General features: G+C 70.8%; 15 protein-coding genes. 3 read left to right on the top strand and 12 right to left on the bottom strand.

Annotated elements, in window-relative coordinates; genetic code table 11:
- Positions 1-89: 89 nt before the first annotated feature.
- The 5 genes from nirB to ABD951_RS03565 form a co-directional block, all read right to left on the bottom strand.
- Positions 90-2,588, bottom strand: a complete 2,499-nt coding sequence (nirB, locus tag ABD951_RS03585; RefSeq protein WP_345342223.1) for a nitrite reductase large subunit NirB — start codon at positions 2,586-2,588, stop codon at positions 90-92.
- The gene (locus ABD951_RS03580) at positions 2,585-4,093 is read right to left on the bottom strand and encodes an FAD-dependent oxidoreductase (protein ID WP_345342221.1); all 1,509 of its coding nucleotides are present in this window, start codon (positions 4,091-4,093) and stop codon (positions 2,585-2,587) included. The genes nirB and ABD951_RS03580 overlap by 4 nt, the downstream gene beginning before the upstream one ends.
- Complete coding sequence (locus ABD951_RS03575) at positions 4,090-6,261, bottom strand: molybdopterin oxidoreductase family protein (RefSeq protein WP_345342219.1); 2,172 nt, start codon at positions 6,259-6,261, stop codon at positions 4,090-4,092. The genes ABD951_RS03580 and ABD951_RS03575 overlap by 4 nt, the downstream gene beginning before the upstream one ends.
- Positions 6,262-6,273: 12 nt before the next feature.
- A complete protein-coding gene (locus ABD951_RS03570; protein WP_345342241.1) occupies positions 6,274-7,656 on the bottom strand; it encodes an MFS transporter in 1,383 nt (460 codons plus the stop codon).
- A gap of 241 nt (positions 7,657-7,897) precedes the next feature.
- A complete protein-coding gene (locus ABD951_RS03565; RefSeq protein ID WP_345342239.1) occupies positions 7,898-9,151 on the bottom strand; it encodes an MFS transporter in 1,254 nt (417 codons plus the stop codon).
- A gap of 141 nt (positions 9,152-9,292) precedes the next feature.
- On the opposite strand from ABD951_RS03565, the gene ABD951_RS03560 reads away from it, so the two are divergent.
- Genes ABD951_RS03560 through ABD951_RS03550 form a run of 3 tightly spaced genes read left to right on the top strand, consistent with a single transcriptional unit; the run spans position 9,293 to position 11,511 of the window.
- Positions 9,293-9,991, top strand: coding sequence for a FadR/GntR family transcriptional regulator (locus ABD951_RS03560; RefSeq protein WP_345342217.1), 699 nt, complete (start codon positions 9,293-9,295; stop codon positions 9,989-9,991).
- An 18-nt stretch (positions 9,992-10,009) separates the two neighbouring features.
- On the top strand, positions 10,010-10,477 hold the full coding sequence (locus ABD951_RS03555; protein WP_345342215.1) for a GNAT family N-acetyltransferase: 468 nt from the start codon (positions 10,010-10,012) through the stop codon (positions 10,475-10,477).
- Positions 10,478-10,488: 11 nt separating this feature from the next.
- The gene (locus tag ABD951_RS03550; protein WP_345342213.1) at positions 10,489-11,511 is read left to right on the top strand and encodes a pirin family protein; all 1,023 of its coding nucleotides are present in this window, start codon (positions 10,489-10,491) and stop codon (positions 11,509-11,511) included.
- 391 nt (positions 11,512-11,902) lie between these two features.
- On the opposite strand, the gene casG is transcribed toward ABD951_RS03550, so the two are convergent.
- From casG to ABD951_RS03515, 7 genes are all read right to left on the bottom strand, one after another.
- A complete protein-coding gene (gene casG / locus ABD951_RS03545) occupies positions 11,903-13,549 on the bottom strand; it encodes a steroid-24-oyl-CoA synthetase (RefSeq protein WP_345342211.1) in 1,647 nt (548 codons plus the stop codon).
- A 31-nt stretch (positions 13,550-13,580) separates the two neighbouring features.
- A complete protein-coding gene (locus ABD951_RS03540; RefSeq protein WP_345342209.1) occupies positions 13,581-14,729 on the bottom strand; it encodes a steroid 3-ketoacyl-CoA thiolase in 1,149 nt (382 codons plus the stop codon).
- 424 nt (positions 14,730-15,153) lie between these two features.
- Positions 15,154-15,732 carry a TetR family transcriptional regulator gene (locus tag ABD951_RS03535; protein ID WP_425569764.1) on the bottom strand — a complete coding sequence of 193 codons (579 nt, stop codon included), beginning with the start codon at positions 15,730-15,732 and terminating at the stop codon, positions 15,154-15,156.
- A gap of 159 nt (positions 15,733-15,891) precedes the next feature.
- Positions 15,892-18,132, bottom strand: coding sequence for an acyl-CoA dehydrogenase family protein (locus ABD951_RS03530; protein WP_345342205.1), 2,241 nt, complete (start codon positions 18,130-18,132; stop codon positions 15,892-15,894).
- Between the two features lie 7 nt (positions 18,133-18,139).
- Positions 18,140-19,003 carry an amidohydrolase family protein gene (locus ABD951_RS03525; protein WP_345342203.1) on the bottom strand — a complete coding sequence of 288 codons (864 nt, stop codon included), beginning with the start codon at positions 19,001-19,003 and terminating at the stop codon, positions 18,140-18,142.
- Positions 19,000-19,860 carry an SDR family NAD(P)-dependent oxidoreductase gene (locus tag ABD951_RS03520; RefSeq protein ID WP_345342201.1) on the bottom strand — a complete coding sequence of 287 codons (861 nt, stop codon included), beginning with the start codon at positions 19,858-19,860 and terminating at the stop codon, positions 19,000-19,002. The genes ABD951_RS03525 and ABD951_RS03520 overlap by 4 nt, the downstream gene beginning before the upstream one ends.
- Positions 19,857-21,092, bottom strand: a complete 1,236-nt coding sequence (locus ABD951_RS03515; RefSeq protein WP_345342199.1) for an amidohydrolase family protein — start codon at positions 21,090-21,092, stop codon at positions 19,857-19,859. Before ABD951_RS03515 ends, ABD951_RS03520 begins: the two co-directional genes overlap by 4 nt.
- Positions 21,093-21,098: the final 6 nt, after the last annotated feature.

The raw sequence follows: 21,098 nt of genomic DNA, 5'->3' as shown, positions 1-21,098 counted from the left end.
AACTGCTGGCCTCAATTTCTACGGACCGGGTGTTACCCCGGCGTTAAGGCCCGATTCCCTCGCGGTAAGGACCCTCGCGAACGCCCTGGTCAGATCGGCATCACGGGCAGGCCGATCAGGACCGGCGCCTTGCGGGCCCCGGAGTCGTCGAACACGACGGTCGGGTCGGCCTCCTCGGGTGCGTTGACGAACGAGACGAAACGCGAGAGCTTCTCCGGGTCCTCGAGCACCCCGGCCCACTCGTCGCGGTAGCCCTCGACGTGCCGGGCCATCGCGGACTCGAGTTCGGCGGCGATGCCGAGGCTGTCGTCGCAGACCACGGCCCGCAGGTGGTCCAGCCCGCCCTCCATCGCCTCGAGCCACGGCGCGGTGCGCTGCAGCCGGTCCGCGGTGCGGATGTAGAACATCAGGAACCGGTCGATGTACGCCCGCAGGGTGGCGTCGTCGAGGCCGCCGGCAAGCAGCTGCGCGTGCTTGGGCGACTGCCCCCCGTTGCCGCAGACGTAGAGGTTCCAGCCGCTCTCGGTCGCGATCACGCCGACGTCCTTGCCCCGTGCCTCGGCGCACTCACGGGCGCACCCGGAGACGCCGAACTTGAGCTTGTGCGGCGAGCGCAGACCGCGGTACCGCAGCTCCAGGTCGACGGCCATGCCGACCGAGTCCTGCACGCCGTACCGGCACCAGGTGGAGCCGACGCAGCTCTTCACGGTGCGCAGCGACTTGCCGTACGCCTGACCGGATTCCATGCCGGCGTCGACGAGCCGGCGCCAGATCGCAGGCAGCTGCTCGACGCGGGCACCGAACAGGTCGATCCGCTGTCCGCCGGTCATCTTGACGTACAGGCCGAAGTCCCGGGCCACCTCGCCGATCACGATCAGCTGCTCGGGTGTGCACTCGCCGCCGGGCATCCGCGGCACCACCGAGTAGGTGCCGTTCTTCTGGATGTTCGCCAGGAAGTGGTCGTTGGTGTCCTGCAGGCCGGCCTGCTGCCGGTGCAGGATGTGGTCCGAATCGGTGGAGGCGAGGATCGACGCGACCACGGGCTTGCAGATGTCGCAGCCGGATCCCTTGCCGTACTTGGCGATCAGGGCCGAGAAGGTGCGGGTGCCGGTGGCCTGGACGATCTGGAACAGTTCGGCGCGGGACTGCTCGAAGTGCTCGCACAGCGCCTTGCTGAGCACCACGCCGGACGACGCGAGCAGCTGCTTGACCGTCGGGAGGCAGCCGCCGCAGGTCGTCCCGGCGTTGGTGCACGCCTTGACCGCCGCGATGTCGCAGGCGCCGTCCGCGATCGCGCCGCAGATGGCGCCCTTCGTGACCGCGTTGCACGAGCACACCTCGGCGTCGTCGGGCAGCGACCCGGCGCCGGGCTTCTCCCCCGCCGGCGAGATCAGCGCCGCCGGGTCCCCCGGCAGTTCCCGGCCGACCAGCGGACGCAGCGACGAGTACGGGGACGCGTCGCCGACCAGGATGCCGCCGAGCAGGGTCTTCGCGTCGTCGGACACGACGAGCTTGGCGTAGGTGCCCTTCGCGGCGTCGCTCAGCACGACCTCGAGCGCACCGGGCTGCTCCGCGTGTGCGTCACCGAAGCTGGCGACGTCGACGCCCATCAGCTTGAGCTTGGTGGACAGGTCCGCGCCGGGGAACTCCGCCGCGCCGCCGAGGATCCGGTCCGCGACCACCTCCGCGGTCGTGTAGCCGGGCGCGACCAGGCCGTAGCAGGTGCCCTCGACGGCGGCGCACTCGCCGACCGCGTAGATCGCCTCGTCGGAGGTGCGGCAGCCGAGGTCGGTGACGATCCCGCCGCGCGGCCCGACGTCGAGCCCGGCATCCCGGGCGAGCTGGTCCTGCGGGCGGATACCGGCGGAGAACACCAGCAGCGCCGCGTCGATCACGGACCCGTCGGACAGCTCGACGCTGATCCCCTCCGGCCCGTCGGCGATCCCCGCGGTCCCGACGCCGGTGTGCACGGTGACCCCGAGGCCCTCGACGAGGCGGGCGAGCAGCGCGCCACCGCCCTCGTCGACCTGCAGCGGCATCAGACGCGGCGCGAACTCCACGACGTGCGGCGTCATCCCCATCAGACGCAGCGCGTTCGCGGCCTCGAGGCCGAGCAACCCGCCGCCGACCACGACACCGACGGCTCCCGGACCGGCCTGCTCGGCGCGGGCGCGGATGCCGTCGAGGTCGTCGATGGTGCGGTAGACGAAGCATTCCGGCCGGTCGTGGCCGGGCACCGGCGGCACGAACGCGTAGGAGCCGGTGGCCATCACCAGGGCGTCGTACCCGAGGGTGTCGCCACCCGAGGTGGTGACCGTGCGGGCGTCGCGGTCGACGGCGGTGGCGCGGACCCCGGTCCGCAGGTCGACCAGGGCGTCCCCGGCGTAGTCGTTGCCGGCGAGCGCGAGTTCCTTCGCGTCCCACGATCCGACGTACGACGACAGCCCGACGCGGTCGTACGCCGGCAGCGCCTCCCCGCACAGGACGGTGATCCGCCACTGCCCCGCCTCGTCCCGCGCCCGCAGCGCCTCGACGAACCGGTGTCCGACCATTCCGTGGCCCACGACCACGACAGACTTGTGGCTCATGCCGCACCTTCTTCCTCGATCGATCGTTCTTCGTGCGTGTCCGGTTCCGGTGGGTCCGACAGGCGCAGCCACTCGCAGATGCCCTGCACCGCGGAACCGCAGCCGCCGCATCCGGTGGTGGCCCGGGTCGCGGCGGCCATGGCCGCGACCGATCGGGCGCCCTGCTTCCACGACGCGGTCAGCTGCGCCTTCGTGACCGAGTTGCAGCGGCAGATCACGGCCGAGCCGGGCATCACCGCGGGACCGGCGATCTCGGCACCGCCCCCGCAACCGCCGCGGCCGATCAGCAGGGACATCCGATCCGCAGGCACCGGCAGCTGCGCGTCGAACAGCTGGGTCAGTGCGCCGACGACGTCCGGGTTGCCCAGCAGCACGGCCCCGACCACCCTGTCGTCGCGGACGACGAGCTTCGCGTACCGGCCGCGGGTCGGGTCGGCGACGGTGAGCACCTCGTGGTGCGGGCAGTGCAGGTCGGCGTCGACCTCCCCCATCGACGCCAGGTCGATGTCGTGGGCCTTGAGCCGGGTGACGTTCGCGGTGCCGTCGTAGCGGGCGAACCGGTCCTGCCCGGCGAGCCGCTCGGCGACGACGTCGGCCTGCTCCCATCCCGGCTGCACCAGGCCGTACACCTCGCCGCGGTGCTGGGCGCACTCCCCGATCGCGGACACGTGCGCGGCGCTCGTGCGCAGGTGGTCGTCGACGACGATCGCCGCGTCGACGTCGAGGCCCGCCGCCCGCGCCAGCTCCACCTCGGGCCGGATGCCGGCGGAGAGCACCAGCAGGTCGGCCGGCAGCCGGGTGCCGTCGTCGAGAACCACCGCGTCGCCGTCGCGGGCCACCGCCCGCCTTCCCAGGACCATCGTCATGCCGAGTTCGGTCAGCACCCGCACCAGCACCGCGCCGGCCCCGGCGTCGAGCTGGCGTTCCATCGGAAAGCCCTTGGGGTGCACCACCGTGACGTCCATTCCGCGCATCAGCAGACCGCGAGCCGCCTCCAGGCCGAGCAGGCCCGCGCCGAGGACGACGGCCCGGCCGCCCGGGGTCGCGGCAGCGACGATCCGCTCGCAGTCGCCGATCGTGCGAAACGCCGCCACCCCGTCCGCCAGGGTCCCGTCCGGATGGACGGCGCCTGCGACCGGCGGCAGGAACGAGCGGCTGCCGGTCGCGAGGATCAGTTCGTCGTACCGGGTTTCGCTGCCGTCGTCGCAGGACACGGTGCGGGCGGCGACGTCGATGCCGGTGACGTGCACGCCGGAGCGCACGACGACGCCGTGCCGGTCCCACCAGCCGTCCGGCTTGAGCCGGGTGTCGCGGGCGGTGATCGACCCGGCGAGCACGTTCGACAGCAGGATCCGGTTGTAGGCCGGGTGCGGCTCGCCGCCGATCACCAGCACGTCGACACGGGCCTGGTCGGGGTCGCGCCTGCGCAGCTCCTCGGCCACACGGGCACCGGCCATCCCGTTGCCCACCACCACGATTCGGGTTCTCCCCGGGTCGCCGATCATGCCACCGCCCCCTTCTCGACCGCGGTGGCCGCGGAAACCGCGGGTTCCAGGGTCACCGCGCACGCCTTGAACTCGGGCATCCGGCTCGTCGGGTCGAGTGCGGGATTGGTCAGCAGGTTCGCCCGCTCGTCGCCGGCGAAGTGGAACGGCAGGAACACCGTGTCCAGGCGCATCCCCTCGTCGCACCGCACCGTCGCGAGCGTCCGGCCGCGCCGGCTGCGCACCGCCGCCGGCTGCCCGTCGACCACTCCCATGCGGGTCGCGGTGTCCGGGTGCACCTGCACGAACATCGGACCCGCGGCGGTCGACAGCTCGTCGATCCGGCGGGTCTGCGCGCCGGACTGGTAGTGCGCGAGCACCCGCCCCGTGGTCGCGACGAGCGGGAACGCGGCGTCGACGGACTCGGCCGGACCCCCGTGCTCGACCGCGACGAACCGGGCACGTCCGTTGTCGGTGGCGAAGCGGTCCAGGAACAGCCGCGGGGTGCCGGGGTGCCGGACACCCGCGTCCGGGCCCGCCGGGCACGGCCAGTGCACGTCCTCCCCGGAGTCGAGCCGCGGGTAGCTGATGCCCGAGTAGTCGGCGGGCCCGCCCGCGGACGCGGCGCGCAGTTCCTCGAACACCGCCTGCGGGTCGGTCCGGAACCGGCCCACCGGCTGGCCGAGCCGGCCCGCCAGGTCGGCGAGTACGTCGAGTTCGGACCGCGGACCGGTCGGGGCGGGCACCGCCCGGCGGCGGCGCAGGACCCGGCCCTCGAGGCTGGTGATCGTGCCCTCCTCCTCCGCCCACTGCAGCACCGGCAGCACGACGTCCGCCATCGCCGCGGTCTCCGAGAGCAGGAAGTCGGACACCACCAGCAGGTCGAGCGCGGCGAGCCGTTCGACGACGTGGCCTGCGCGCGGCGCGGAGACGGCAACGTTCGCGCCGTGCACCATCAGGGCCCGGGGCCCGTCGGGGGTGCCGAGCGCGTCGAGCAGCTCGTAGGCGCTGCGGCCGGGGCCGGGCAACGACTCCGGGTCCACGCCCCACACCCGTGCGACGTGGGCGCGGGCGGCGGGGTCGGTGATCTTGCGGTATCCGGGGAGCTGGTCGGCCTTCTGGCCGTGCTCGCGTCCGCCCTGCCCGTTGCCCTGCCCGGTGATCGGGCCGTACCCACTGCCCCGGCGACCCGGCAGTCCCAGCGCCAGCGCCAGGTTGATCACCGCGGACACGGCGTCGGTCCCGGATGCGTGCTGCTCCGCACCCCGGGCGGTGAGGATGTAGGCGCCGGTGTCGGATTGCCGTGCCCGCCAGAGGATCTCGACCGTCCTGCGCAGCTGCGTGACGGACACCCCGGTGACCCGCTCGGTCCGCTCCGGCCACCACTGCGCGGCGGCGAGCCAGGCGTCCTCGAAGCCCTCCGTGCGGTCGGCGATGTAGTCGCGGTCGATCCGGCCGTCCGTGACCGCGATGTGCAGCAGCCCCAGCGCGAGCGGCAGGTCGGTGCCGGGCCGCAACTGGAGGTGGATGCCGCCCCCGGACAGTGCCCGCTCCACGGTCGCGGTGCGTCGCGGGTCGGCGACGATCAGGCCGCCGGCATCGGCGGCGGCCTGGAGGTGGCCGAGGAACGGCGGCATGGTCTCGGCGACATTGCCGCCGAGCAGCAGGATCGCGCAGGCCGCGGTGAGGTCGCGGACCGGGAACGGCAGGCCGCGGTCGAGCCCGAAGGCACGGCCTGCGGCCGCGGCCGCCGACGACATGCAGAACCGGCCGTTGTAGTCGACGTTCGACGTGCCCAGCGCCACCCGGGCGAATTTGCCCAACTGGTAGGCCTTTTCGTTGGTCAACCCGCCGCCGCCGAAGACGGCCACCGCGTCCGGTCCGTGCTCGGCACGCACCGACTCGACACCGTCGGCGACGACGCCGAGCGCGTGCTCCCAGGTCGTCGGCCGCAGCCGACCACCCCGCCGCACCAGCGGGGCGATCAGCCGATCCGGGTTGCGGAGCAGCTCCGCGCTGGTCCAGCCCTTCTGGCACAGCCCGCCCCGGTTGGTCGGGAAGCTGCGACCGGTCACGGTTACGGTGCCCCCCGGAATTGCGGGGGCGGTGCTCGCGGCCGTCTCATGCGTGATCGTCATCGCGCACTGCAGCCCGCAGTAGGGACAGTGGGTGGGGGTGGAGACCAGCATGGGGACCGCCTTCTAGTCGGTGACCAGCACCGGAGACTTGGCCGCGACCTCGCGCTCGCTGGGACGGCGAAGGAACACCACCCAGGTGACGAGCATGCAGACCACGTAGAAGCCGAGGAACACCCAGAACGCCATCGTGGCGGACTTGGCCGGGCTGCTGTACGACGCGCGCAGCACCAGGTTGATGCCCACTCCGCCGAGTCCGCCGATGGCGCCGGCGAATCCGATCAACGCGCCGGACATGTTCCGCGACCAGGTCGCCTTCTGCTCGGCGTCGAGGTGGTCCAGTCCCTGCGCCTTGGCCTCGAAGATCGACGGGATGATCTTGTACACCGAGCCGTTGCCGATACCGGACAGCAGGAACAGTGCGATGAACCCGAGGACCAGCGCGGTCAGGATGCCGGTGCCCGCGGCGCCGGGTGTGCGGTCGTCGAGCACGCTGGCGGTGACCAGCACACCGGCCGCGAGCGTCATCGCCGCGAACGTGTACAGGGTGATCCGGCCGCCGCCGATCCGGTCGGCGAGCTTGCCGCCGATCGGACGGGCGATCGAGCCGAGCAGCGGGCCGATGAACGCGATCTGGGCGGTGTGCAGCGCCGCCTGCGCCGGGGCGTCGCCGCCTGCGAGGAAGTTGATCTGCATGACCTGGCCGAACGCGAAGCTGTAGCCGATGAACGAGCCGAACGTGCCGATGTAGAGGAACGCGATGACCCAGGAGTCGCGGAACTTCAGGGCCCGGCCCATCGCCCGCAGGTCGGCGGTCTGGTTGCCGAGGTTGTCCATGAACAGCGCCGCACCGACGGCGGCGACACCACACAGGACGAGGTAGATCGCGCACACGATCCACGCGTCGGTGTTTCCGACGGTGGCGATGACGATCAGGCCGATCAGCTGGATCAGCGGGACTCCGATGTTGCCGCCACCGGCGTTCAGGCCCAGCGCCCAGCCCTTGAGCCGCTGCGGGTAGAAGGCGTTGATGTTGGTCATCGACGACGCGAAGTTGCCGCCGCCGACACCGGCGAGCGCGGCCACCAGCAGGAACGTGGTGTACGAGAAGCCGGGATTGAGCATCAGGTACAGCGTGGCGAGCAGCGGCACCGTCAGCACCAGCGCGCTGAAGACCGTCCAGTTCCGGCCGCCGAACCGGGCGGTGGCGACGGTGTACGGGATGCGCAGCACCGCGCCGACCAGGGTCGGGACCGCGACCAGGAAGAACTTGCCCGCCGCGTCGATGCCGTAGACGCCGACCGGCATGAACAGGACCATCACCGACCAGATCGACCAGACGGAGAAGCCGACGTGTTCGGCGATCACCGACCAGATCAGGTTGCGCTTGGCGATGTCCTTGCCGCCGGCCTCCCAGGCGTCGACGTCCTCGGCGTCCCAGTGCGCGATGTAGTGCTTGGGCGTCGGAACGGGGGTCGCGAACCCGCCGGCGGTTGCCGTGGCGTCGTCCGAGCGTGTGGTCACCGGGCCTCCTCGTTGGATTGGGTGACCCGAAAACTACGAGGGCGATGTTGCCTCGGTGCTGCCGTCAATGACCCCGCAATGAACTTGCTCTCACGAACCACTCACCCGGTGTGTGAGGGCGTTTGCGCAGGTGAACGCGGCGTTACACGGTGTGACGCAGGCCGCCTCAGGCGGTCGGGGCGCCCCACGAGTCCTCGAGGTAGCGCGGCTTGCACGCGACGTACCCCGCCACCATGACCACCGCGACCGCGCCGAGCAGCAGCACGAACGGCCACGTCCAGCCGCTGGTGACGTCGTGCAGCACACCGAACATCAGGGGTCCGATGCAGGCCACCGCGTAGCCGAGGCCCTGGGTGAACCCGGACAGGGCGGCCGAGCCGGCGCCGGTCCGGGTGCGCAGGTTGATCAGCGTCAACGACATCGGGAACGTGCTCGGGCCGAGACCGACCGCGACGATCCACAGCACCGGAGCGGCCATCGGTGCCCACAGCAGCCCGGCGAATCCGATCAGGTAGCTGACGCCGCACGCGAGCACCACCGGGTACGGGTTGGCGATGCGGATGCACAGCGACGGGGCCCCGACCGCGGCGATGAAACCGACCGCGCTGAACAGTGCGACCATCGATCCGCCGAACCCGGCGCTCGCGCCGGCCTCGGCGAGGATCTTCGGGATCCACGTGAACATCGAGTACGTGATCAGCGAGGTCATGCCGAACATCCCGGCCATGCCCCAGGCCACCGGCGAACGCCACACCTGGCCTCGCGGACCGGCGGCGTCCGCGGACGGCGCCGCGGTGCCGTCGCGGGTGTCGCGGCCGCGGCGGGAGGCGATCACCGAGATCCACGGCAGCGCGGCGGCGACCGGCAGCAGCGTCCACATGCCGAGCGAGACCCGCCAGTCGAACGCCTCGGCGGCCGGGACCGCGACCGCGGCGGGCACCATCGTGCCGATCTGGACGCACAGGATGTAGACGGTGCTCACCGCGCCGAGGCGGTCGGAGAAGTACCGCTTGACCAGCGGCGGGATCACGACGTTGCCGATGCCCATGCCGCCGAGCGCGAGCGCGGAGAACGCCAGCAGGCCCGCGGTGCCGGACATCACCGCGCGGGTGCCCAGGCCGACCGCGGTCATCACCATCGCCGCCAGCGCCACCTGTTCGAGCCCGAACCGCCCGGTCAGGCGCGGGGTGAGCAGTCCGGAGACCGCGAACATCGCGGTGGGCAGCATGCCGAACACACCGACGATCGCGGAGTCGAACCCGATCTCGGACCCGATCTCGTCGAGCAGCGGTGTCAGGGAGGTGACCGCGATCCGCAGGGTGAGAGCCGAGAGCACGATCGCGACGAGGACGGCGACCCGGCCCGCGAACACCGACTTCGCGCTCGTCTTCGGCCGTTCCGTCTCCTCCGCCGCCGGCATCTCCTGCACCGTCACCGCTCACCCCGAAATCTCCGTTGGTTGCACCCTGTGAACACAGGGCCCTGAAATCATAGGATGACTGGATGAATGGGGGCAAACGATTATGCTGCCCCGAGCCCCACCCACCGAAGAAAGGTCGCCGTGCAACCCGTCCGACGAACCAGCCTGATCGCGCAGGTCACCGAGCAACTCCGCGGGGAGATCACGGCCGGACGGTGGCCGGTCGGAGCCCGAATTCCGACCGAACCGGAGCTCGCCGAACTGACCGGCACCGGACGCAACACGGTTCGTGAGGCCGTCCAGGCGCTCGTGCACGCCGGGATGCTCGAGCGGCGCCAGGGGTCGGGGACGTACGTGATCGCGACCAGCGACCTCGGCGGGACGCTCGGCAAGTACTTCGCCTCGGCGCACGAGCGGGACGTGCTCGAACTGCGCCAGGCACTCGACGTCACCGCGGCCGCGCTCGCCGCCCGCCGCCGCGACGACACCGACGTCGAGAACCTCCGCGCGCTGCTGGAGCGCCGCAACCGGTTGTGGCGGACCCAGGCGCCGATGACCCCGGACGAGCGGAGGGCCACGGTTGCCGCCGACGTCGCGCTGCACCGGGCGATCGTCGCGGCCAGCCACAACGAGGTCTACCTCGAGTTCTACGACTCGCTGCTCCCGACCATCGAACAGATCGTCACCGGCCACCCGGTGGACGAGACGAACTCGTTCGAGCGTGAACACGACGAACTGGTGCAGTCCGTGATCGACGGCGACCCCGAGCGTGCCGCCACCGCGGCCCGGCACTTCCTGACCGAGCTGATCGAGCTGCGCCGACCGCCCGAGGCGTCCTGACGTTCCTACGATGAAGCGGTGCCCGTCATTCGCCACGCACCGCTCGACCGCATCGGCCCGGCCACGCTGTACCGGATCATCCGATTGCGGTTCGAGGTGTTCGTCCACGAGCAGCGCATCGTCTGCGAACCCGAACTCGACGGCCGCGACCTCGAGCCGACGACCACCCTGTTCTGGACCGAGGACGACGACGAGGTGGTCGCGACGCTGCGTGTCCTGGCGGACGGTCCGGTCGCGCACATCGGCCGGGTCGCGACGGCCTCGTCCGCGCGGGGCCGCGGGCTCGCGAGCGCGCTGCTCGAGGCCGCGCTCGCGACCTGCCGGGGCGACGTGGAGATCTCCGCCCAGGCGTACCTCGAATCCTGGTACGGCCGATTCGGTTTCGTCCGCACCGGGCCGGGCTACGTCGAGGCCGGTATCGACCACGTGCCGATGCGCCGCGCCGCGGCGGCTCACCATCCGGGAATCACCACATCGAGCGGTTAGTTGAAACTTGCATGAGTACCACTGATTCCGTCCGCCAGGTGTTCCGGCTCGGTTCACCGTGGCAGGCCGTCGACCCGTTCCTCTTCGTCGCCTACCACCGCGACGAGTACCCGGCGGGGGCCGCCGACCTCGGCCCCGACACGTCGGTCGCCGACCGGCCGCTCGGCCGGGACTTCGGCAACCCGGCGGGCTGGAACATGTACCACGGCCGCACCGTGCCCGGATTCCCCCAACACCCGCACCGCGGCTTCGAGACCGTCACGCACGTCCGTCAGGGCATCGTCGACCACGCCGACTCGCTCGGCGCGACCGCGCGCTACGGCGACGGCGACACCCAGTGGCTGACCACCGGCCGCGGCGTCTCGCACTCGGAGATGTTCCCGCTGCTCGACCGCGAGGAACCGAACCCCCTCGAACTGTTCCAGATCTGGCTGAACCTGCCGGCCGCCTCGAAGACGGCCGACCCGCACTTCTCGATGTTCTGGCACGAGCACACCCCGACGGTGCGCCGCGCGGACTCCGCCGGACGGGCCACCGCGGTGACCGTGATCGCGGGCCGCCTCGGCGACGTCGATCCGCTCGCGCCGCCACCGGAGTCGTGGGCGTCGAACGGCGCGTCCGACCTCGCCATCTGGCACCTGGACCTCGCGTCCGGCGCCGAGTTCGAACTCCCCGCCGCGTCCGGACCCGACACCCACCGCGTGCTGTACGTGTACGCCGGATCGTCGGTCCGGGTCGGTTCCCGCGACATCGCGACCGGCACCGGTGTCCTCCTCGACGCCACCGCCCCGGTGACACTCACCGCCGGCGAGGGCGGCATCAGGATCCTGCTGCTGCAGGGCCGGCCGATCGGTGAACCGGTCGCCCAGCACGGCCCGTTCGTGATGAACGACGCCGCCGGACTGCAGGAGGCGTTCGACGACTACCGCCGGACCGGGTTCGGCGGCTGGCCGTGGCCCGCGGACGACCCGGTGCACGCGGCCGACGCGGGCCGATTCGCGCGGCACCCGGGTGGCCACGTCGACACCCCCTGATCTCGGCCGTCGCCCCGCAGCGGCACCCCACCGGACCGGCGTGGGTGCCGCTGCGTTCGGTCCGGACGGGTCAGGCGCAGGTGATCACGTCGTCGTGGTCCAGTCGCGGCAGACGGTCGAACCAGGGGTCGACGCCCGGATGGCCGATGTCGAAGCGCCCCGCCGCGGCGCGCGGCCTCGGCGCAGCCGTAGCACTCCTTCGTCTCCGGCCGGAACGGCAGCAGAACCGGAATGTGCTCGTGGAACTCGGTGTCGACGGCGAGCACGGCGACCGCGGGCGCCGACTCCGTCCTGGCCGGTTGCCCTCGGCCATGTGCGGCAGCAAGCGAGCCTTGCCCTCCTCGGTGCGGACGTACACGACACGCAGAGGCCGGGTGTTCGCGCAGTCGGACTACTGCAGGGCGGCCAGGACGTCCACCCGCTTGACCTTGCCGGTGGCGTTGCGCGGCAGTTCGTCGGTCCGGAAGATCCACCTGGTGGGGATCTTGTATCGCGCAATCCGCCCGGACATGTACCCGATCAGATCCTCTTCGGTCACCTCCACGTCCGGCGACCGGACCACCACGGCACAGACCTCCTCGCCGTAGTCGTGATGCTCGGTTCCCAGAACGATGCACTCACGCACCCGTGGATGCTCCGCGAGCACGTCCTCGACCTCGGCCGGGTAGACGTTCTCACCGCCACGGAGAATCAGATCGGAACGGCGACTGCTGATCCGGAGGTATTCGTCCTCCATGACGCCCAGGTCGCCGGTGCGCATCCAGCCGGTGTCGTCGATCGCCGCCGCGGTCGCTTCCGGGTTGTTCCAGTAGCCGAGCATGACGAGCGGACCCCGCACGTGGATCTCGCCCTCGACACCGTCCGGGACCCGGCCACCGTGCTCGTCCCGAACCTCGACCCGCATCGTGGGCACGGCGGTTCCGACGGTGCCCGGACGCTCCACCAGGTCCGCGGCCGTCGCCAGGGTCGCCGCCGACGACGACTCGGTCAGGCCGTAGGAGGTTCCGAGGGATCGCCCCGCCGCAGGCAGCGTCGCCCGGAGCCTGTCCTTCAGCGCGACGGACGACGGCGCCGAACTGATCGAGATCGTCTGCAGCGACGAGAGATCGTACGCGGAGAGATCGCCGTGCTCGACGAGCCGGCTCACCATGGTGGGGACGGCGCCCCAGTTGGTGAGACGCTCCCGCTCGACGAGCCGCAGGACCCGGTCGATGTCGAACCGACCGGTGGCGATCACCGCGGTGTCGCCGACGGCGAGGCGGGGAACGGCGAGGTTGTGCAGGGCCGCGATGTGGAAGAGCGGTGTCGCGAGCAGAAATCGCCGGCCGGTCGGCGCTCGACCCAGTTCGGCAGCGAGTGCGTCGTTGAACCGGTGGAAATCGACCGCGGCCACCATGTTCCGCTGCGAGTGCGTGGCGCCCTTGGGCCGACCGGTCGTACCGCTGGTGAAGAGGACGACCGCGGGATCGTCCTCGTCCACCTCGAGTGCAGGCACCTCGGCACCCCGGCAGGCCGTCGACAGCGCCGGGATGTCGTCCTCGACGGACAGAACCGGGACGGTCACCGCACCGAGCAACTTCCGGCGAGGAGCGTCCGCGACGACGAGGCTCGGTTCCGAAAGCCGCACACCGTACGAGATCTCACGGGCCGACCACAGCGAGTTCATCCCCACGGTGACCGCACCGAGCGCGGTCGCGGCCCAGAAGGTCGTGATCCATTCGGCATTGTTGGCGGACAGGATCGCAACGCGGTCGCCCTTCGCGACGCCGTATCGGGAGCGCATCTCGTGAGCGAGTGACGCGACCCGGTCGAGGTGTTCGGCGAAGGTCAGCCGGAGGTCGTCGCACACCAGGTACTCGGCATCGCCGTAGCGGGCGGAATCGACGAGTAATCGACGCAGGGACCGGCACCTGTTGCGGAACACCGGCATCGCCGCGCCACGCACCCGCTCCTCGACGATCTCGAAGGCGCCGCCGGGCGCGGTGAGTCGTGCGACGGCGTCCGTTCGCGCATCCGACGCGCGACGAGGGTCGGACATCTCTGCCCCTTTCGGAGGAGGGTCGATCGGGTCACACGCGCTCGATGATCGCTCCGGTCGCCATGGCACCACCCGCACAGACCGCGACGAGGGCGCGTTCGGCGTCGCGACGCTCGAGTTCGTCGACCACCGCCGCGATCAGCCGGACACCCGACGCCCCGACCGGGTGGCCGAGTGCGATGGCGCCACCGCCCACGTTCAGCCGGTCCTCGTCCACGCCGTGGACGCGGGCCATCGACATCGGCACGGCCGCGAACGCCTCGTTGACCTCGAAGAGGTCGATGTCCCTGACGGACAGGCCGGTTCGCGCGAGCAGGTACTCGGTCGCCTGTACCGGGCCGTCGAGGAGGAAGTGCGTCTCGGCGCCGATCAGGCACTGCGCGACAATTCCGGCCCGCGGCCGCAGACCGAGATCGCGCGCACGCGCCTCGTCCATGAGCACCGCGGCGGCGGCGCCGTCGGAGATCTGGGACGAGGTACCCGCGGTGTGCAGGCCCCCGTCGAGGACGGGGTTCAGACGCGCGAGCGCCTCCGTCGACGTCTCCCGCAGGCCCTGGTCGCGGGACACCACGTCGGGTGCCGCGCCGTCCGCCCCGGGCGCCTTCACCGGAATGATCTGGCGGTCGAAGCGGCCGTCTTCCCACGCCGCCGCGGCGCGCTGCTGCGACCTGAGACCGAACGCGTCGAGGTCCGCGCGCGTGAATCCCCGGCGGCGCGCGATCCGATCGGCGCCCTCGAACTGGGCCGGGATGTCCACGGTCCAGCCCGCGGGCTTGGGGCTGCCGACATCGCCGCTGATGTTGGACAGCAGAGGCACCCGGGACATCGCCTCGACACCGCACGCCATGCCCGCATCGATGACGCCGGCGGCGATCTGGGCAGCGATCAGGTGCACCGACTGCTGTCCGGAACCGCACTGGGCGTCGATGGTCGTCACGCCCGTCCGCTCCGGCAGACCCGCATGCAGCCACGCGTTGCGACTGACGTTCGAGGCCTGCTCCCCCGCCTGGGTGACACAGCCGCCGATCACCTGCTCGACGACCGTCGGGTCGAGGTTCAGCCGCTCGAGCAGCCCCGACTGAACGGCACCGAGAAGCTCGGCCGCGTGCAGGCCGGACAGCCAACCGCCGCGCCGCCCGATCGGCGACCTCGCCGCATCCACGATCACCGGTGTGCCCATTGCAGTCCTCCTCGCGCATCGCGAACACAACTAGAACGTGATTCTTGATACACGGGAATACGGCACGAACAATTGCCCGGTCTCACTGGATGGAAGACGGAGCCACCGGAATTCCGTTCTCGTCTTCATCGGCGTCCGGGCGCACGCGCCATCGGCCGAGTACGACCGTACGGACCGCATCGAGGTCGCCACTCCAACGGGCGAGTCCCGTCGACGCCCGTCGGCGCCGCGAGCACCGGCATCCCGGCCACGGCGGTGGAGAGATCGTGGGTGTCGTTCCGCTCGCCGCGCCGACACCCGCGCGAGGATGTCGGCCGATCCCGACGCGGCTCAACGGCGCTCGGCTCGCCGAGGTCCGGGTGAATGGGCAACAGGCTGCCGCCTGCTCACGGAGAACACGGGCCACCCCGGGTCTTCCGAGCGCTCACGCGTAGTCCCCGAGGACCAGCCGCGACACATCCTGGACGTTGCGCAGGGCCTCGGGGAACCCGATCCTTCCGGTGGTCCACAGCACCAGGGAGTTCAGCATGGTGCTGCCGATCGACAGCGACGCGAGCCGTGCACGTTCGGCGGGCACACCGTCCATCAGCCCGAAGAGCGCCGTCCGGTTGACGGCGGAACGCTCGTCGAGGGTGTCCCGGACATAGGGGTCGTCGGAGGTCTGCAGTTCGACCTCGAGCCGGGCGAAGTTCGGGCCGCGCTGGAACGCCTTCATCTGCCGCGTGTAGAGGTCCAGGACGCGCTCGAGCACCGACCCGGTGTGACCGCGTCGACCCGACTCGCGTTCCTCGGCCAGCCGTTCGGCGAGAATGTCGTTCCACGCGACCATCGAGGCCGCGAGCAGGTGCTGCTTGGCCGGAAAGTACCGGTACAGCGTGCCGAGCGCCACCCCCGACCGCTCGGACACCTCACGCATCTGGATCCGGTCCGGGCTCGTCTCGGCGAGCATCTCGATCACCGTGTCGGTCAGGTGCCGCCGACGCCGACGCTGTGCGTCGGTCATGTCGTCGGGGCTCAGTGGCGCGGCAACGGATTCGGTCACGAGGGCAGCCTAGTCGTCATGCCGGCACCACCCAGTCCGCCGCCGTCGCGTTCGTGGCAGGCACGAGACACCCACCCGGAACGGAATGCGCCTCGTCCCGGTTCCATCGTGACGCCGACCTCAGGTGTGCGCGGTGCGACCGTCGAGGCGGCCACCGGTCACTCGCGGTTCCCGTGGCAGCCCGAGGATCTGCTCGGAGATGACGTTCAGCTGGATCTCCAGGGTACCGCCGCCGATCAGCAGCGACGGCGTCGACAGATACGCCTTCGCCGCGCGCCCTCCCCCGGTCACACCCGGCCCCAGGCTGCCCACCGCTGCTTCCGGCCCGAACCACTCGAGCACCTGTGCGGTGGCGTCGGTGATGTGCCGCGCCGACGCGGCCTTGAGCGCGCTCGCCTCGACTCCCGGGTTCAGTCCGGACAGGCGCTTGAGAACGCTGCGGTGGGCCAGCGCGTCCAGCGCACCCGTGGCGGCCGTGATCCGGCCGAGCGCAGGCAGCGCGTCGTGCCGGGTCGCCGGGTCGAGACCACGCACCACCTCGATCGGATCGAAGCGGTGCCGTCCCGCGACGGGCGTGGTCCCCATCGCGACCCGCTCGTTCGCGAGCGTCGTCCGGGCCACCTTCCAGCCCTCCCCCGGCGCGCCCACCAGATCGGCGTCCGGGACGAACACCCCACCGAGGGCGACCTCGTTGAACATCCGGTCGCCGTTGGCCTCCCGCAGAGGCCGGACCTCGACGCCCGGTGCGGTCATGTCGACGAGGAAGAAGCTGATGCCGCGATGCTTGGGCGCCTCGCGGTCGGTGCGGGCCAGGCAGATTCCCCAGTGCGCCTCGTGCGCCCTGGACGTCCACACCTTGCTGCCGTCGACGCGCCAGCCGCCGTCGACCTTGGTGGCGAACGTCGTCAGCGAGGCGAGATCGGAGCCGGCACCGGGCTCCGAGAACAACTGGCACCACACGATCTCACCGCGCAGGGTCGGCGCGACCAGGCGCTCCATCTGCTCGTCGGTGCCGTACCGAAGGATCGACGGCAACGCCCACTCGCCGATGACGGTCGTCGGCTGCGGCAGGCCGGCACGGTCGAACTCCTCGGCGATGATCAGCTGACCGGCGGTGTCCGCGCCCAGTCCGTACGGCTCGGGATAGTGCGGGGAGACGAGGCCACGATCGGCGAGGAGCACGCGCGCCGCCCGCGCGCCGAGCTGCGTGGCCTCCGCGATCGTCGCGGCGACCCGGGCCCGGAACTCGGGGCGATCCTCGACCCCGGGTGCCGCGTGCCGCTCGATGGTCAGTGCCAACTCGCCTGCGCTCCTGGCCCACTCGTCCTGCGATCCGCCCAGCGCGAGCAGGCTCACCGCCCGCCGCCAGTACAGGTGGATGTCGTGCTCCCAGGTGTTGCCGATGCCACCGAGCAAAGTCAGGCAGTCCAGGACCACATCCGCGGCCTCACGTCGGCACACGGTCGCCGCACGGGCCGCGGTCAGAGCCGCCTGTTCTCGGTCCCCGCTGTCCGCGGCCGTCGCGGCATCCCACACCGCGCTGGTCATCACCTCGACACGGATGAACAGCTGCGCACACTTGTGCTTGATCGCCTGGAAGGTGCCGATCGGCCTCCCGAACTGCTCGCGGATCTTCGTGTACGCGAGGCTGGTCTCCTGCGCCCAGCGGGCGATGCCGACGGCCTCGGCACACTGGAGCACGGTCGCGAGCGCGCCCACTTCCCCGGGCAACGCCCCGAGGATGTGGTCCGCCGGAATTCTCGTTTCCGACAGGTGAATCCGTCCGATGTCGCGGGTCGGGTCGACACCCTCCTCGGCGACGCGACCGACGCCCTGTGCGCCGGAGGGAACCACGAACCACACGGGTTTCTCGTCGCACCGGCCTGCGAGCACCAGGATGTCCGCACCGACGGCACCGAGGACGGGAACCGTCGTGCCCGACGCGATGACCTCGTCGCCGTCTCCTTCGAGCGTGACCGTGCCGGAGTCGAGCGCGCACGCACCGGTCGCGCCCGCCGCGAAGCGCGGCAACAGGGTCGTGTGCGCGGCATCGGTGCCGTACGTCCGGATCACCGCACTCGCCGTCACCGTCGCGAGCAGCGGACCGGGGACCAACCCGTGGCCCGACTGTTCCAGCGCAACCGCCAGTTCCAGCAATCCCGCGCCGGCGCCGTCGAACGCCTCGGGTATGTGCAGCGACGGAATCCCCATCTCCACAAGCTGTTTCCAGTGGTCCGGCAGCTCCCCACGACCGAGTTCCGCGAACCGGGTCCGGGTCCGCTGCACGGGCGTCTCTCGCGCAGCGAATCGGGTGAGCGCGTCGGCGAGCGCCTCGTGATCTGCTCCGATACCGATCGGCATGTCCGAATCAACCTTTCAGTTTGAGCACCCTACGGGCGTTCTCGTGCAGGAACTTGGGCCACACCTCGTCCTTGAACGGCACGTGCGGCATGTCGGTGAAGATCCGGTCGAGGGTCAACCCGGCCGGGAAGTAGCCCGCATAGATGATCTTGTCGGCACCACGGGTGTTCGCGTAGTCGACGATCGCCTTCGGGTAGTGCTTGGGCGCGAACGCCGACGTCGAGTAGTACAGGTTCGGCCACTTGAGCATCAGCTTGACGGCCAGTTCCTCCCACGGCTCGCACCCGTGCCGGGTGACGAACACCAGGTCCGGGAAGTCGAACATCACGTCGTCGATCAGTTCGACGTGCTGGACCGACGATTTGACGCGAGGCCCGGCGATCCCGGCGCACGCGAAGATCGGGATGTCCAACTCGACGCACTTGGCGTAGATCGGGTACATCTGCGGCGCGTTGAGCGCCACCTGCGGGAACGTGCCCGCCGCGAACGAGCTGACCGAGCGGATGCCGAACTCCTCGTACTCGCGGGTCATCCGGTTCAGGGTTCCCATGATGTCGTTGGGATCCACCGCGGAGCCCTGCGGCACGAACCGGTCCGGAAACGCCCGAACCGCCCGCTGGCCGGACTCCTTGGCCATGCTGACCATGCCGATCTCGATGCCGTGCTTGTCCATCTCGTGCAGGGTCACCGAGATCGGGTCGTCGGTCGCGAGGTCCGGCACGCCCGTGAACATGTACTGCGCGGGCATGCTGAACTCGTCGCGGCTCTCGCGATCCTTCGTCTGGCGTGTGATGAAGGCGTACTCGTCGTACCCGGCCTCGCGGAAACCGATGTGCGTGTCGACGATCGGGATGCCGTCGTATGGCGTCATGCGTTCTGCTCCTTCGCGATCGGCCTGCCGTCGAGACCGTGGACCGTGACCTTCTCACGTTCGAGGATGTCCAGGCTCGCCTCGATGTGGCCGGTGTGGTGCGGTGCGGCGTCGCACAGCCACGTCACCGCCTCGACCATCTCCTCGAGCGATTCCGGCACGAACCACCGGGACTCGACCAGATTCGACGCGACCGACAACGCACCGGCCGTCGCGACGGCCGAGCGTGGGCGCACCGCGTTGACCCGGATGCCGGTGCCGTTCAGTTCGGCCGCGAGACCGGCCGTCATCCGGTCCTGCGCGGCCTTGCTCATGCCGTAGAGCGTCGTGCCGTGGATGCCCGCGTCCAGGTCGGTCTCGCCCGCGGGCAAGGGTTCGACGGACCGGATCCGCGCGGTGCCGCTGGTGATGTTGACGATCCAGCCCTCGCCCCGTTCGCGCATCCCGGGAATCACCCGCTGCGCAAGGTCCAGCGGCGCATGCACGTTCACTTCGAACGTCAGGTGCGCGCGCCTGGACGGGTAGTCGCGCAGCGGCTGGAAGATCGCGGCCGCGGCGTTGTTGACGAGGATGTCGATCGGGCCACCGAGCAGACGCTCGGCCTCCGCGACGACGCGGCCTCGGGACTCGGGATCCTCGAGCGCGGCAGGCACGATCGCGGCCGTGCCGCCGGCCGAGCGGATCACCTCGGCGGTCTCGGCCAGCGTGCCGTCGAAGCCTCGGTCGGGCTCGTCGACCGTCCGCGCGACGATCGCGACCGCGGCACCCTCCGCGGCGAGACGCTGCGCGATGCCCGCACCGATCCCGCGACTCGCCCCGGTCACGATCGCCCGACGGCCCTGCAGGCGGCCCGTCACGCGCCGAGCTCCGCCTCGAGCTGCCTGGCGAAGGAGTCGCGCAGCAGGACGTCGTTGGGGTTGTCGGGCAGCTCGGTGAGAGGCTGTGCGACCTCGGACGGCGTCGGACCGTACTTCGCGGCCAGCGGGGCCAGCGCGTCCAGGTCGAAGTCGTAGAGTTCGGCGGCGTTCTCCGCGAAGAGCTTTCGCAGCTCGGCCTCGTCCACATCGTGCATGACCTGACGGACGCACTCGCGGGTGAACGGGTAGGTGCCCTCGTTGTGCGGGTAGTCGCTGCCCCACATGAACTTGCCGTCGCCGAGGGTGTCGCGCGACGCCATGTCCTGCGCCGACGGCATCGTGGCGCCGACCCAGACGTTGCGCCGGAAGTACTCGCTCGGGCGCAGCGGCAGCTGCTCGTCCTCGCTGTAGAACAGCTCACCGATCCGACCGGTGCGCTTGACGCGCAGGTCCACCGTGTCGAGCTGGCGCATCAGGTCCGGTGCCCACGCGCAGCCCTGCTCGGACACCGCGAACCTGAGCTTCGGGAACCGCTCGAAGACGCCCGAGAGAATCATCTGCACCAGCGGGCGCATCGAGTAGAAGCCGACCTCGTTGATGTAGAGCAGCGACGCGGTCGGGTAGCGGCCGTAGTCCGGCAGACCGGTCCCGGCGTGGCTGTTCACCGGGACGCCGAGGTCCTCGCAGACCTTCCAGAGTCGGTCGTACCCGGGGTCGTACAGCGGCTTGACCCACGTGACGTCGGGTGCGAGGTTCGGCAGCAGGATGCCGCCTCGCAGGCCGTTCTCCTTGATCCACTCCACGTCCTTGATCGCCTCGTCGACGTCGTTGAGGAACACCTGCGCGACGCCGGCGCGCCGCGCGGGAGCGTCGTTGCAGAAGTCGACGAGCCAGCGGTTGTGGGCGCGGATGCCGGCGAGGCGCTTCTCGAAGTCCTCGGCCCGCGGGGGGCCGGCCAGGACGGCGGCACTGGGGAAGAACGGCGGCACGGTGTTGGGGAAGAGCACCTCGCCGACCGTGCCGTCCCGCTGCGTCTCACGCAGTCGACGTTCGTTGTCCCAGTTGCGTGTTCGGCCGTCGTCGACGAGGTCTCGATAGGGGTTCTTGTATCTTCCGCGCCAGGCGTCGAACTCCTCGTGCCACGCGGACTCGAGGTAGCTGCGGTAGGTCGCGTGATCGGCGCCGGCGTGGCTGTCCGCGGAGATGAGGATGTAGGGCGTTTCGTTCGTCACGATGGA

Source organism: Rhodococcus olei, assembly GCF_039540555.1.
GTDB classification, from domain to species: Bacteria; Actinomycetota; Actinomycetes; order Mycobacteriales; family Mycobacteriaceae; genus Rhodococcus_G; species Rhodococcus_G olei.
This window is presented reverse-complemented; position numbering and strand designations above follow the sequence as displayed.

Coding starts and splice junctions, on each gene's coding strand:
- ABD951_RS03530 (WP_345342205.1), bottom strand. CDS start 18,132: ATGCCGATCGGTATCGGAGCAGATCACGAGGCGCTCGCCGACGCGCTC.
- ABD951_RS03550 (WP_345342213.1), top strand. CDS start 10,489: ATGAGTACCACTGATTCCGTCCGCCAGGTGTTCCGGCTCGGTTCACCG.
- ABD951_RS03575 (WP_345342219.1), bottom strand. CDS start 6,261: ATGCTGGTCTCCACCCCCACCCACTGTCCCTACTGCGGGCTGCAGTGC.
- ABD951_RS03580 (WP_345342221.1), bottom strand. CDS start 4,093: ATGATCGGCGACCCGGGGAGAACCCGAATCGTGGTGGTGGGCAACGGG.
- casG (WP_345342211.1), bottom strand. CDS start 13,549: ATGTCCGACCCTCGTCGCGCGTCGGATGCGCGAACGGACGCCGTCGCA.
- ABD951_RS03565 (WP_345342239.1), bottom strand. CDS start 9,151: ATGCCGGCGGCGGAGGAGACGGAACGGCCGAAGACGAGCGCGAAGTCG.
- ABD951_RS03540 (WP_345342209.1), bottom strand. CDS start 14,729: ATGGGCACACCGGTGATCGTGGATGCGGCGAGGTCGCCGATCGGGCGG.
- ABD951_RS03535 (WP_425569764.1), bottom strand. CDS start 15,732: ATGACCGACGCACAGCGTCGGCGTCGGCGGCACCTGACCGACACGGTG.
- nirB (WP_345342223.1), bottom strand. CDS start 2,588: ATGAGCCACAAGTCTGTCGTGGTCGTGGGCCACGGAATGGTCGGACAC.
- ABD951_RS03525 (WP_345342203.1), bottom strand. CDS start 19,003: ATGACGCCATACGACGGCATCCCGATCGTCGACACGCACATCGGTTTC.